Source organism: Vibrio sp. 1151_11 (assembly GCF_029478525.1).
Classification (GTDB): Bacteria; Pseudomonadota; Gammaproteobacteria; order Enterobacterales; family Vibrionaceae; genus Vibrio; species Vibrio anguillarum.
The window spans coordinates 1-13522 of sequence record NZ_SHMN01000026.1 but is presented as its reverse complement, the minus strand read 5'-3'; the positions used below and the strand labels follow the sequence as shown (position 1 = coordinate 13522).

Sequence of the window (13522 nt, the reverse complement as noted above, 5' to 3'; positions counted from 1 at the left end):
GGTATTCTTGTATATACATATTTTTATCAAAGAGCTTTCACTATGGACATATCTCAGGTTGATATCAATTCTCTACTGATTCTTAAGAGTTTACTCGAAGAAAAGCATGTCTCGAATACAGCACTGAGAATGAATGTTAGCCAATCGTCAGTCAGTCGTGCACTGCAAAAGATGCGCACGCTATTTTCCGATGAACTTTTGGTCCGAACCCATTCAGGCTATGAGTTAACGCCGAAAGCCTCGAATATTAAGCAAGACATCAATTTGGTGATCAATAGTTTAGAAGTATTGGTTAACAAACAGTCCTTTACTCCCCAAACGACGACAAGTACTGTACGATTTTTTGGACTCCAGCCGCAGATCAATACCTTAATGCCCACGGTGATTAGTGAGATTCGCCGTCAAGCACCGAAAATGACCATTAGTATTGATACTACAGCTAAACGGCACTTCGAAGCCTTGATTGCGGGTGATGTGCATTTTGTTCTATCCGCTCACCAGCCCCCCAGTTCCGATCAAAATTTATACCGAATGACAGTAGCCAAACGTGAGTTTAAACTGCTCATGAGTCGGGAGCATCTGCTTGCCGAGCAAACTCTCTCGGCGGACAAATTACTCCATTGCTGCTTCGGACAAATTTCTTTGCAGGGAGAAAAAACCCTCTCGTTTGAACATAAATTTATTGAGCTTGGCTTAGTCGATAAAAAGAATCGCCTATCGGTCCCTGTCTTGCTCAGTCATTTCAGTTCTGCTGCGAATATCGCAGCGACAAGCGATATCATCTTCCACCTGCCAGCCGCTTACGCCGACGAGGCATGTCTAGATAGTCGCTTAATCACAAGAGAAGTCCCGAGCGAACTCCGCTTAGAATTTACCTCGGTATATCTCTATTGGCACAAGCGATTTCATGATGATGCGATGTGTGAATGGGTGCGTTCGATTTTCAAACAATACTATGTAGAAGATCATACGGAAAATCTGATAATTGCATAACTTGCAGTAGCGTTATGCAATATGCCCTCTTTACTCGTCATTCTTTATCTACGATTGCAGTTAAACTCAGTATCATGGGGTTAAGCGTCGGTGTGCAGGCCCCAGTTCAGGCAGAAGAGATTGCCAAACAAACAATGGAGACCTTGGTTGTTACCGCCTCGGGTTATGACAAGGTCGTCACGGAGGCACCTGCATCGATCAGTGTGATTGACCGTGAGCGACTTGACAGCCGTTCCTACAAAGACTTAACTGATGCCCTGAAAGATCTACCGGGTGTGGTGATCACGGGGGGTGGATCGCGTCAGGAAATTTCGTTACGAGGGATGCCTTCTGAATATACCGTTATTCTTGTCGATGGACGCAAACAGTCAGGTCGTGAAACACAAGTAAGTAGTGGGGGCGGTTTTGAGCAGGACTGGTTGCCACCACTCAATGCCATTGAGCGTATCGAAGTGGTCCGTGGCCCGATGTCGACATTATATGGTTCTGATGCGATCGGTGGTGTTATCAACATCATTACCCGCAAAGATTATCAGCAGTGGCACGGTAGCCTTCGCGCTGAAGCGACACTACAAGAAAATACGCAATCAGGTGACTTCTATCAAGGAGAGCTCTATGCTGCCGGTCCGCTTGTGGATAATTTACTCAGCGCTTCACTGTCAGGTTTGTATCAAGAGCGTAAAGAAGATGAGATCTTGTATGCCAATGGTGGTAAAGAGCTGCAAAGTTATCGCGCATCGCTTTATCTCACGCCAACGGATGACGATACCCTGACCTTCGATTATACCTATCATGATCAGCAACGCATCAATACTGAAAATAAGTCTCGAAAGGCAAATGCAGAAACCAATAACCACCGTCGCTCTTTCGGTCTGGCTCATTCTGGTACTTATAAGTGGGGACAGGGCCAATCGTATTGGACCCATGAAAAGGTAGAAAATGTGGGTCGTCAACTGGAAGTAGAAAATACCAGCGTCAATACACAATGGTCGATACCTGTTGGCGAGCATTATCTGACGGTGGGGGCCGCTTACGAAAAACAGCAACTGGATAATCGCCAGTTTTTGTTTAAAAACACCCAGTGGTCTTTGTATGCAGAAGATGAATGGTATTTAACGGACTTGTTAGCACTAACGGCAGGGCTTCGTTTGGATGATAATGACCAATTTAATACTCAACTGAGTCCACGTTTGTACGGCGTTTATACCTTAAATCACCATTGGACGGTAAAAGGTGGGCTCTCGACAGGGTATCGCGCACCCAGTTTGACGGAGATGGAAGGCGATTGGGTACAAGAAAGCTGCAATGGTCGCTGCGAGGTCTTTGGCAACCCAGACCTGAAAGCTGAAACATCCGTCAATACGGAAGTTGGGCTCTATTTTGTTGGCGATGACACGCTCACGTCGAACGTCACGCTCTTTTACAACCGCTTCGAGAATAAAATAGATACGGTCAATCTTGATGCCAACTGTACTGGCCGAGCTTGTGATGCAACCTACATCAATATCGAAGATGCTAAGACGTATGGAGCGGAAGTCTCTATCTCGAAAAATATTACGCAGACGCTGAATGCGGCGGCAACCTATACCTATACCGAGAGTGAGAAACAGTCCGGTGAGGACAAAGGATTACCACTCACTCAGATGCCTAATCATCTAGTGACCATTAATACCGATTGGTCTGTGGCAGATGATCTCAATTTATGGGCTCGGATCTCTTATCGAGGTGAAGAAAAACAAGCTATCACCAAAGATTCGAGTAACGTTTTAGCCCCTTCTATCACCTATTTTGATCTTGGTAGCAATTGGCAACTGAACGCCAATGTCAAGCTCATGGCGGGCATCTACAATCTGTTTGCTCAAGAAACTACTTACCAAGAATACGGATACGTGGAAGATGGGCGTCGTTACTGGTTTGCCATCAACACGTCATTCTAATATCCCTTTTAAACAACACTCTTCTGGTGATAAATGATCGCCAGAAGAGTTGAGAATTGATCATGAGAAAAGTTATTTATTTCCTGCTGCTGTGTTTCTTTACATCACCAAGTTTAAGTGCAGACGTTAATGCGAGAGTGAGCAAAGATATTGTCTATAAAACCATTGATGGACAAGATCTTAAGCTCAATGTCTATTTTCCTAAGGCGTCCAGCGCTGAGCGTCCACCGTTACTGATTTGGATTCATGGCGGAGCATGGAAGAGAGGCAGTAAAGAGGCGATCGAAACGGATAATCGGCGACTGCTTGATTCGGTACTTGATCAAGGCTATGCCCTTGCAGCTGTTGATTATCGGTTAAGCGGGCAAGCGAGCTTTCCTCAACCGGTGATCGATATTAATGACGCGATCAATTTTTTGCATCAAAGGTCAGATGAGTACCATTTTGATGCTAAACAAGTAGTGTTGATGGGCCGCTCTGCTGGTGGACATCTCGCTGGGCTAATAGGGACGCTCAACGCTCATCGCGAGTTGGGCTTTCCGTTTGAGCCAAAATACCAAGTCGCGGCAGTGGTGAGTTTCTTTGGGCCGATGGATTTATTAGCTCTAGGCAATGCGAAAGGCGACAAAACTACTCAAAATTCATCGGTTTCTAAATTTCTCGGCGCTATTCCAGCTCAAGCTCCGGAGTTGGCGAAACAAGCCTCTCCGATCAGCTATGTTTCAGCCCAAACTCCACCGTTTCTTTTGCTGCATGGCAACAAGGATAAACAAGTACCGATAGTGCAAAGTATTGAGTTTCAAAAACAGCTTGATCAACATGGAATTGAGAACCAACTTTTGATTGAACCAGATGTGGGCCACAGTGCGAAAGTCTTTGATACGGAGAAATATGTGCCTGCCGTTATTACTTTTATCCAACACTATTTACCGGTAAATAATTGAAGTCAATTGTCAATTATTATTGGTGACAGAGTGAAATGTAAATAAATGCAAAATGAATGGAGAAGTAGTTTCATTACTTTAACATTAGCTCGTGTACTATATTAAGAGGTCATTGTAATGAAAATAGCAACAGTGGCGCTAACAACCCTTATCAGTATTGTCATACTAGTTGGTTGTAGCGCGAGAAATAGGAATGAGACCACACAACTCCCTGTTCAAAAACAAACGATAGTTTATAAGACCGTGAACGGAAAAGAGTTGGCGTTGGATCTTTATCTGCCCAATCAGAAACAAGCTACACCTTTACTCGTATGGGTTCATGGTGGGGCATGGATGCGCGGATCGAAAGATGAATTTGTCACTAAAAATGGGCAATTAGCGAACTCGTTATTAAACCATGGCTACGCTGTCGCGGCGGTGAATTATCGCTTAAGCAGCGAAGCTACGTTTCCTGCACCTGTAGCGGATATTAACGATGCGATCAATTATCTGATCGATCACCATCAGGAATACTCTTTAAAGAGCGATAGCGTTGTGATGATGGGCCGCTCTGCGGGTGCGCATTTAGCGATGTTAGTGGCGACGTCTAATGCCCATGACAGTGGTTTTTACCTAGCAGGGCATGAGCCGCGTTATAAAGTATCCGCGGTCGTGGATTTTTTTGGACCGAGTGATCTTGTTGAGTTGAAAGGAAACAGTGGGGAAATCGATCATGATGCGCCAGACTCATCACAAGCCAAAATGCTGGGTAAATTCGCAAGAGAAGATGCTGATTTTGCTAAATGGGCTTCTCCAACAACTTATATTGATGACACAACGCCACCTTTTATTCTCTTTCATGGCCTCAATGATACGACGGTACCGTATAGCCAAAGTGAGTATTTAAAAAGTGTGCTTGATAATTATAACGTAGAGAATCATCTTTATTTGGTTGAGGGGGCTCACCATGGTGACCCTATCTTTGATACCGAGCCCTATGTAGCTAAAGTGCTGGACTTTATTCAAGCGAAGGTTGAGTAAAGCAATATTTTTATTTGGTTAATAGTCTGTTTGGAGTTGTGGTTACTTGGGCGACAACTCCAATTTATATTGAGGATATAATGTTTATGAACCTAAAATCTATTCTTTTTTTATTATGTAATGGTTATTCAATAACCAGCGGTTCAACTTCTTTATAGATAAAGTCTATTAGCGCTTTTGCTGCTCGAGATAAGCTACTGCGATTGGGATAAACTAACCACCCTGTATATTTAATCGAATCGGTTTTTGTTAATAAGTGTACTAATTTTCCTTTTTCTACTTCAGGCTTAGCTAGATGATTAGGGTGATAGATTATTCCTTGGTGTTTAATACAGGCACTAGTTATTAGTGCGATATCATTGACGACAAGTTTTCCTTTTGCCTGAAACGTTTGTCCGTTAGATAAAGGAAACTGTCTTGCTAATTTTCCATCAGGCATTCTCTGAATAATAAAATTATGCTGTTTTAATTCATCTTCAGTATGCGGATGTCCATATTTCTCTAAATAGTTAGGACTAGCATAATAGCCCATAGTAATAGTTTTTAATGGGCGTGCAATTAAACTTGAATTTTCTAATTGTTTTCCAATTCGAATGGCAATATCTATATTATCTTTAATTAAATTTCGATCATCTGCACTGATGATTATCTCAATATGTACTTTAGGGTGCTTCTCCATAAATTTAAATACTGATTTTTCAAAAACATCTACTCCCGGTAATGGGAGTAACTGTAATCGTAGGTGTCCATTTAGCTCAAGTGAGTCATGCGTCATATCTTCAATTACGGAATCGAAATCTGCGAGGAGGGGTTGAGTGCGTTGATAAAAGAGCCGCCCATTCTCCGATAAGGTGATTGCCCGTTGATGACGATGAAATAAGCTTACTTTAAGCTCTATTTCTAGATTTTTAATCCGTCGACTTAAGTTAGATTTAGGCAAATCTAGTAATTCTGAGGCTTTCGTTAAATTACCTGCATCCACAATTAAGTGAAATAACTTAATATCTTCTAGTTTCATACTGTAAGTGTCTTTGTTTCATTTTTCGGAACTCAATGTTTCACATTGTTGTGTTTTTTGCAATCAGATTGCTCCCTATAATGAACTTTTATCAATAGATAGATCTCAAGGATACTATGTTGAAATTTATGCTTTATCCGATTACCAGCGCATTTGCACTATCAACTTTGCTTGCTGGTTGTAACTTTGCCAGCCAAGAGGATGTCCCTAACTCCAGCACACCTCGCTCGGTGAAACTGATTCATGTTGATCAATTATCTTCGTCACAACAACGGCGTTTTCCTGGCAAGCTGTATGCGAGCCAGCAGGCAGACCTTGCTTTTAGAATTAGCGGTGAACTGATTCAACTTGATTTAGTGGAAGGGCAATATGTTGCTCAAGGTGACATTCTTGCCGAGTTAGATAAACGTGATGCTATCAACGCCCTGCTTAATGCAAAAGCAAACTTTGAACTTGCTCAAGTTGACTTTAAACGGAAACAAACGCTACTCAACCGGAGACTGATTTCAGCGTCCGATGTAGATAGTGCTCGTGCGGTCTTAAAATCAGCAGAAGCTAGCTTGAGAGCGAATCAAGATCAATTAGCCTATACCACGTTATATGCTCCATTTTCAGGCGTTATAGGAAAGGTACATACTGATAACTACCAAATGATTCCATCGAATCAGACGATTATCACCTTGCAAAATATTGATACCTTTGATCTGAAAATTCAATTGCCTGAATCTGTGCTTCTTGATTTAAAAAATTCCATGAACCTTGAAGATATAAATGCCTTTGCGCAGTTCGATAGCTTTGTTAAAGGGCAACGTTTTTTGTTGAATTATAAAGAGCACAGTTATCTTGCGGCGGAAGGAACACAAACCTATGAAATGACCTTTACTTTAACTGCACCAGAACTCACGCATCTATTACCTGGAATGAGTACGACGGTTTCGATTGATATGATAGCAGCGACTTCCCATCGTACTTCGATTTCACTTTTACCGTTGAGTGCGTTAGTGAGAACGAGTCAGGATTTTTCTGATAAAGGTGAGCATGCTGCATCGGTTTGGGTATATCAACCAGAGACTCAGACGTTGAAATTAACCCCTGTTTTATTAGGTAATTTGCATGCTGAGGGTATTGAAGTTTTGTCTGGTCTTGAGGTAGGTGACCAAGTGGTTGCTAATGGAGTCAACTCGCTAACGGATAAAGAGCTAATTAAACCTCTTATCTGGGCGAGAGGGGTATAACTATGAACGCTGCACTCTATAGCATTAATCATAAAGTGATCAGCTGGATGGTTGTACTGTTGATGCTGGTTGGAGGGGCAATATCCTTCACGAATTTAGGTCAACTTGAGCAGCCTGAATTTACGATCAAGACAGCCTTAGTGATTACTAACTATCCGGGAGGGAGTCCCGAACAAGTTGAAGAAGAAGTGACGCTTCCATTAGAAGATGCAATTCAGCAGATGTCACAGATAAAGCATATTACGTCAATCAATAGTGCTGGCCTATCTCAAATCGAAGTAGAAATCAGCGATCAATATGATAAACATAGCTTGCCACAAGTATGGGATGAACTACGCCGAAAAGTAAACGATGCTCAAGGAATTATGCCTACTGGCGTCAGCACATCAGTGATTGTTGATGATTTTTCCGATGTTTATGGTTATATGCTCAATCTTACTGGGGAAGGTTATAGTTATAGAGAGCTACACAATTTCAGTAATTTGTTACGCCGTGAGCTCGTGTTAATACCTGGTGTAAAAAAAGTCTCAGTAACGGGCATTCCACAAGAGATCGTTGTGGTTGAAATGAGCCAGCAAAAGTTAGCTGCATTGGGATTAGAGCCTGATTACATCTATGGCTTATTGCAAACCCAAAATGTGGTTTCCAATGCAGGGAAAATGCTAGTCGGTGATTATCGAATACGAATTCATCCAACAGGTGAACTGGCAGATATTACCGAAATGAAGCACATCTTAGTTAGTCCAGCGGGTAGTGATAAATTAATTTATCTGGGGGATATTGCTAAGATATATCGAACGACCACAGAAGCACCAAGCGAGATTTATCACAGTAATGGAGAAAAGGCTCTATCTGTCGGTATTTCCTATTCTTCAGGCGTTAATGTTGTCGATATTTCTCGTGCAATCAGCCAGCATATAGGATCGCTGTCGGCGGAAATTCCCGTAGGAATGCAACTTAATGTGATTTATGATCAAGGAGCGATCGTGGATAAAGCCGTTAGCGGATTTATCATCAACCTTGCTCAGTCAGTTGCGATTGTAATTCTCGTTTTACTGGTGTTTATGGGGTTAAAATCCGGAGTTCTGATGGGCGCCGTTTTAACAATTACCATACTTGGCACGTTTATTGTGATGAATGTATTTGGAATTCAGTTACAGAACGTTTCGCTTGGCGCTTTGATCATTGCTTTGGGAATGTTAGTTGATAATGCGATCGTTGTCACTGAAGGTATTATTATTGGCATTAGAAAAGGATTAAGTCGTAAGGAGGCTGCTAGTCGTATTGTCAAACAAAGCCAAGGACCGCTATTAGGTGCGACCATCATTGCGATTATGGCTTTTGCACCGATTGGTCTTTCATCGGATGCTACTGGTGAGTTTTGTGCATCCTTGTTCCAAGTGTTGCTTATCTCATTATCAATTAGTTGGGTTACGGCAATTACCATTACACCGTTCTTTTGTTATTTGCTTTTTAAGGATGGGGATAAAAGTAATGCTGAAACAAATCCTTATAACGGAGTGATTTTTACTCTATACGATAAGATATTATCGTCTGCAATGCGTTATCGACTTTTGAGTTTAATCATCGTAGTCATCATGCTCATTGCTACTGTAATCGGTATGACGAAGGTAAAAAATGTATTTTTCCCAGCCTCAACTACACCTATTTTTATGGTTGATATCTGGATGCCAGAAGGTACAGATATCTTAGGTACAGAGACGTTAGTAAACCGTATTGAACATGATTTATTAAATACTTACGATGAACACGGTATTGTGAATATTACCTCGGTAATAGGACAGGGTGCTCAACGATTTGCATTAACATATCAACCGGAGAAAACGTATGCCGCTTATGCTCAATTAATGATTGAGATGAGAGATTTAGAAAATCTAGCGCAGTTTCTACCTTGGCTAGAACAACATCTAAGACAAGCTTATCCCGAAGCTGAATACCGTGTAAAAAAAATGGAAAATGGCCCATCTCCAGCTGCCAAAATAGAGGCGAGATTGTATGGTGATAATCCTATAATACTTCGGCAATTATCAGAACAAGTTAAGGATATCTTTAATCAAGAACCTGACGCAGATAATATTCGTAGCACTTGGCGAAATAAGCAATTAATTATTCGTCCGCAAATTGATTTAGCTCGTTCACGTGAAATTGGCATTAGTAAGCAAGATCTAGATACGGCTTTACTACGTAACTTTAATGGTCAACAGATTGGTATTTATCGTGATGGTTCACACCTATTACCTATCATCGCTCGTTCCCCAGCGAATGAACGTAAAAATGCTAATAGTTTAAATGAGCTACAAGTGTGGAGTTCTAAATATCAGGACTTCGCCCCGATAACTCAGCTAGTTAGCAGTTTTGCAAGTGAATGGGAGAACCCAATCATAATGCGTCGTGATAGAAAGAGAGTTATTACTGTATTAGCAGATCCAGCAACCCACAGCCATGAAACCGCAGATTCACTACTGAAAAAAGTGCGCTATAAGGTAGAGGCTTTGGAGTTACCTGTTGGGTATACATTGGAGTGGGGAGGCGAGTTTGAAACCTCATCTGAAGCCCAGCAAGGGTTAGCTAGCTCTATCCCTATGGGTTATTTAGCGATGTTTTTAATTACCGTTTTGCTTTTTAATTCGCTTCGACAGCCGATCATTATTTGGTTGACCGTACCTCTTGCGGTGATAGGCGTTGCTTTTGGTCTGTTAGCACTCGATGCGCCTTTGAGTTTTATGGCAGTCTTAGGAATGCTGAGCTTAAGCGGGATGATTATCAAAAACAGCATTGTATTGGTTGATCAAATCAATTTGGAACTAAAAGAAGGTAAACCGCCTTATCATGCTGTTTACCAATCGGCCGTGAGTCGTGTTAGGCCTGTCGGGATGGCGGCATTAACGACGATGTTGGGGATGGTTCCTTTACTCTCTGATCCTTTCTTTCAGTCGATGGCGGTGACGATAGTGTTTGGTTTAGGTTTTGCCACTGTGCTAACTTTGGTTATCTTACCTGTGATTTATACGCTTATATATCGAATAAAAGTTGAACCTTTTGTAGCAGATTGATGTTGTAACCTCAGGTTAAGGGGATATGGCTCCCAGCGGGGGCCGAATCCAAACCGATAGAGGCTTGTCTGTAGTGGTACAGTACTCCAAGTTAGCGAGATGACCTTATCCAAGATCTTGATAAAATTGGTCTATAGACATATGGCCATCATTTAGTGATGAATGACTGAGCGCCTAAATGTGACAATGTTATACAAGAAAAAGTGCAGCTTATAAGCTCTTTGATTCAAAGAAACACTGCACGTTGTAAATACTTATTTTTGTCTAGGTCGTTGTGTTTTTAAGGGAGTGTTGGGTAGTCGATGTATCCATGCTCATTACCACCAAATAATGTCGAACCATCCAGCTCAGCCAGAGGTTGTTGGTGCTTTAAGCGTGCTACCAAATCTGGGTTAGAAACAAACGGGCGTCCAAACGCCACTAAATCCGCATAACCTTTTTCGAGTACATCATCGGCACGATCTTGGGTGTAACTGCCTGCAACGATAATTGTGTTTGTGAAGTATTTGCGTAGTTCGATTCGGAAATTTTCTGGAATCACTGGCGCGTCGTCCCAATCCGCTTCAGACAGGTGCAAGTACGCAATATCACGAGCTTGAAGTTGTTTCGATGCTTCGAGGATGGTTGGCACAATGTCTGGGCAGTTCATGTCCTTAAAAGTGATGAAAGGCGCGAGTCTAACTCCCACTTTGTTGGCACCAATGGCTTCGCTCACCGCATCGACCACTTCTAATAAAAAGCGAAGTCGGTTTTCGCGAGTACCGCCATAGTTATCGGTTCTGTGGTTTGAATTTGTACGTAGGAACTGATCAATCAGGTAACCATTACCTCCGTGGATTTCGACGCCATCGAAGCCAGCTTCAATCGCACGTTTAGCTGCATGGGCAAAATCACTCACAACACGGTCAATATCGGCTTGAGTCATAGCTCGTGGCTCTACACAATCGACCATGTTGCCATTGCCTTGTTCGTCGGCAATCCACACTTGGGTTTCTACCGGTTTGAGTGCCGATGGAGCAATAGGCTGTTCACCTTTTTGGAATGTCGGGTGCGAGACACGACCAACATGCCATAACTGGCAAAACATGGCTGCGCCTTGTTCTTTTGCTGCTTGAGTGACTGCTTTCCAGCCTGCCACTTGCTCGTCGGTGTAGACGCCTGGCGTGAAAGAGTAACCTTGTGAGTCATCAGAAATCTGGGTGGCTTCTGAAATAATTAAGCCCGCAGTCGCACGTTGCTTGTAGTAAGTCGCCATCATCTGGTTTGGAATATTACCCGGCTGGCTGGTGCGTGCTCGAGTCATTGGTGCCATGACTACACGGTTTTGTAAATCCAGTTGTTTTAGCTGTGTTGGTTCAAAAAGTTTGCTCATGATCGGTTCCTTACTTAAGTAGTGGTACTTGGGTTTTGTTACTCACAGATTCCATCCAATTTTTCACAGTGTTGTCCCATTGGATTTCTGCGGCACTGAAAAAGCCACGTAAAATAGAAAATAAGATGGCTTCGTCTACCAAAGTCACATGTTGGTAGGAGTCGAGATTCAACACGGTTTTCGCACGTTCGATGAGCGCTTCTACCTCTTTGGCAATGTTTGGTGTGTCTTGCAGAAGGGCATCGAAATTGAGTGCGTCAGTTTCCTTCTTAGCGCGCCAAGCTTGTTGTGCAGACTGAGTGGCAAACTCTGGCAAATCCATATTTGACCAACGTGGGTAACCCACTTTTTGCAGTGGAAGAAACGCGATTTTTTGCCAGTCCAGCACTTGTTGCGACGGTTGGCTTGTCTCTGTCGATCTTGCCAGCTCAAGGAAGTAAGCGATGATGTCTAGGCTTTCTGCTAGCACTTCATCGTTATCTTTGATAAGAAGCGGTACTTGCTTGGTTCCAATCAGGTCGGTGGTGGTTTTGTCGTCATCATACGCAATGTTGATGACGTCGAGTGGGATATTTAGCATGCCAGCAACATAGCGGACGCGAGCACTAAATGGGCAATGTTCGTAAATGTAGAGTTTCATAGCGTTTTTCTCGTGGTTCGTATTAAATAGCCCCGATTTAACTCAGTAGGCGTTAGATAAGGGCTACCGATAGGGATGAAGTTAGTTGTTGAAACTTGGTGCTAACTCAGCTTGTTTGCTTTCTTTGCGGTTTGCTTTGGCGATGAAGAGTAAACCAATCAGTGGAACAAGGATGGCTGCGTAAGGGATCATACCTGCGCCCATTTGGCTATCGAGCACCATGCCACCTAAGAAACCACCAAAGGCATTGGCTAAATTGAATGCTGAGATGTTTGCCGTCGCCGCTAACTCTTGACCTTCACCGCCATGGTTCATTACACGAAGCTGCATCGCTGGTACGTTAGCGAACGAAGCAATACCAAATACAAAGGCGGTAGCGATGAACAGTACTTTGCTGTCTACGGTTAGGCCGACCAGTACGAGTGAAACAATCATCGCGATAGCCCAAAACATGGACGCTTTTTGTAGGTTTTTATCTGATGAACGACCACCTATGGTGTTGCCAACAATTAGACCGATGCCAACGATAACTAAAATCCAAGTCACGGCACTTTCACCAAAGCCAGTGATGTGCATGGCAATAGGGGCGATGTAGCCATACAAAGTCATGAACCCCGACCAAGCAAATACGGTGATCGCTAGGCCGATAAGTAGCATTGGGTTTTTGAACGCGGCCAATTGCGCTTTGACGTCTTTTGCTTCGCCGTGTCCGGTCGATTTGATCACTGACGTGATGAAGAACAGAGCCACTAAGCCAAAAGCGGCAACGGTCAAGAAAGTGGTGTGCCAGCCGAATTGCAAGCCAATCCAAGTACCGCTAGGCACACCTAAAACGTTAGCCAGTGTTAAGCCCGCGAACATCTGTCCGACCGCGCGACCTGCCATTTTTTCTGAAACCAAACTGGTCGCTACCACGGCACCGATGCCGTAGAACGGACCTTGAACCAAACCAGTGATCACTCGACTCACCATCAGCACAAAGTAGTTTGGTGCGAAAGCAGACAATATGTTGCCGAGGATAAACAACACCATTAGCCCAGCCAGTACGGCTTTCTTATTAAAGCGTGCTAAGTAAATTGTGAGTAGAGGACCGCCAAATACAATGGCAAGCGCGTAGGCACTGATTAAGTAACCCGCTTGTCCTTCAGTGATGGAGAATGAATTGGCGACTTGAGGAAGAATTCCTGCAATAACAAATTCCGCGGTACCGATAGCAAAAGCTGCAAGCGTTAAGATCCATACCTGCAGCGGCATTTTTTCTTTATTCATGGGGGAGTCTCTTTTTTTAT

General features: G+C 43.1%; 10 protein-coding genes. 6 read left to right on the top strand and 4 right to left on the bottom strand.

Features of this window, described 5'->3' with window-relative positions:
* Nucleotides 1-42: 42 nt before the first annotated feature.
* The 4 genes from EXZ60_RS15905 (at nt 43) to EXZ60_RS15890 (ending at nt 4894) form a co-directional block, all read left to right on the top strand.
* A complete protein-coding gene (locus tag EXZ60_RS15905) occupies nt 43-993 on the top strand; it encodes a LysR family transcriptional regulator (protein WP_064626121.1) in 951 nt (316 codons plus the stop codon).
* A 74-nt stretch (nt 994-1067) separates the two neighbouring features.
* A complete protein-coding gene (locus tag EXZ60_RS15900) occupies nt 1068-2930 on the top strand; it encodes a TonB-dependent receptor (protein ID WP_064626122.1) in 1863 nt (620 codons plus the stop codon).
* Nucleotides 2931-2992: 62 nt separating this feature from the next.
* Complete coding sequence (locus tag EXZ60_RS15895; RefSeq protein WP_019281783.1) at nt 2993-3874, top strand: alpha/beta hydrolase; 882 nt, start codon at nt 2993-2995, stop codon at nt 3872-3874.
* A 117-nt stretch (nt 3875-3991) separates the two neighbouring features.
* On the top strand, nt 3992-4894 hold the full coding sequence (locus tag EXZ60_RS15890; RefSeq protein WP_019281782.1) for an alpha/beta hydrolase: 903 nt from the start codon (nt 3992-3994) through the stop codon (nt 4892-4894).
* 124 nt (nt 4895-5018) lie between these two features.
* Here the strand turns inward: EXZ60_RS15890 and EXZ60_RS15885 are convergent, their stop codons facing one another.
* Nucleotides 5019-5912, bottom strand: a complete 894-nt coding sequence (locus EXZ60_RS15885; protein WP_064624841.1) for a LysR family transcriptional regulator — start codon at nt 5910-5912, stop codon at nt 5019-5021.
* A 116-nt stretch (nt 5913-6028) separates the two neighbouring features.
* On the opposite strand from EXZ60_RS15885, the gene EXZ60_RS15880 reads away from it, so the two are divergent.
* On the top strand, nt 6029-7147 hold the full coding sequence (locus EXZ60_RS15880; protein WP_019282884.1) for an efflux RND transporter periplasmic adaptor subunit: 1119 nt from the start codon (nt 6029-6031) through the stop codon (nt 7145-7147).
* 2 nt (nt 7148-7149) lie between these two features.
* A complete protein-coding gene (locus EXZ60_RS15875; protein ID WP_277435945.1) occupies nt 7150-10221 on the top strand; it encodes an efflux RND transporter permease subunit in 3072 nt (1023 codons plus the stop codon).
* A 280-nt stretch (nt 10222-10501) separates the two neighbouring features.
* Here the strand turns inward: EXZ60_RS15875 and EXZ60_RS15870 are convergent, their stop codons facing one another.
* From EXZ60_RS15870 to EXZ60_RS15860, 3 genes are all read right to left on the bottom strand, one after another.
* On the bottom strand, nt 10502-11593 hold the full coding sequence (locus EXZ60_RS15870; protein ID WP_017044376.1) for an alkene reductase: 1092 nt from the start codon (nt 11591-11593) through the stop codon (nt 10502-10504).
* A gap of 10 nt (nt 11594-11603) precedes the next feature.
* A complete protein-coding gene (locus EXZ60_RS15865) occupies nt 11604-12233 on the bottom strand; it encodes a GrxB family glutaredoxin (protein WP_277435944.1) in 630 nt (209 codons plus the stop codon).
* Between the two features lie 81 nt (nt 12234-12314).
* Nucleotides 12315-13502: an MFS transporter gene (locus tag EXZ60_RS15860; protein WP_019282886.1), complete on the bottom strand. Its 1188-nt coding sequence runs from the start codon at nt 13500-13502 to the stop codon at nt 12315-12317.
* Nucleotides 13503-13522: the final 20 nt, after the last annotated feature.

Coding starts and splice junctions, on each gene's coding strand:
- EXZ60_RS15900 (WP_064626122.1), top strand. CDS start 1,068: ATGGGGTTAAGCGTCGGTGTGCAGGCCCCAGTTCAGGCAGAAGAGATT.
- EXZ60_RS15875 (WP_277435945.1), top strand. CDS start 7,150: ATGAACGCTGCACTCTATAGCATTAATCATAAAGTGATCAGCTGGATG.
- EXZ60_RS15860 (WP_019282886.1), bottom strand. CDS start 13,502: ATGAATAAAGAAAAAATGCCGCTGCAGGTATGGATCTTAACGCTTGCA.
- EXZ60_RS15885 (WP_064624841.1), bottom strand. CDS start 5,912: ATGAAACTAGAAGATATTAAGTTATTTCACTTAATTGTGGATGCAGGT.
- EXZ60_RS15895 (WP_019281783.1), top strand. CDS start 2,993: ATGAGAAAAGTTATTTATTTCCTGCTGCTGTGTTTCTTTACATCACCA.
- EXZ60_RS15890 (WP_019281782.1), top strand. CDS start 3,992: ATGAAAATAGCAACAGTGGCGCTAACAACCCTTATCAGTATTGTCATA.
- EXZ60_RS15880 (WP_019282884.1), top strand. CDS start 6,029: ATGTTGAAATTTATGCTTTATCCGATTACCAGCGCATTTGCACTATCA.
- EXZ60_RS15870 (WP_017044376.1), bottom strand. CDS start 11,593: ATGAGCAAACTTTTTGAACCAACACAGCTAAAACAACTGGATTTACAA.
- EXZ60_RS15865 (WP_277435944.1), bottom strand. CDS start 12,233: ATGAAACTCTACATTTACGAACATTGCCCATTTAGTGCTCGCGTCCGC.
- EXZ60_RS15905 (WP_064626121.1), top strand. CDS start 43: ATGGACATATCTCAGGTTGATATCAATTCTCTACTGATTCTTAAGAGT.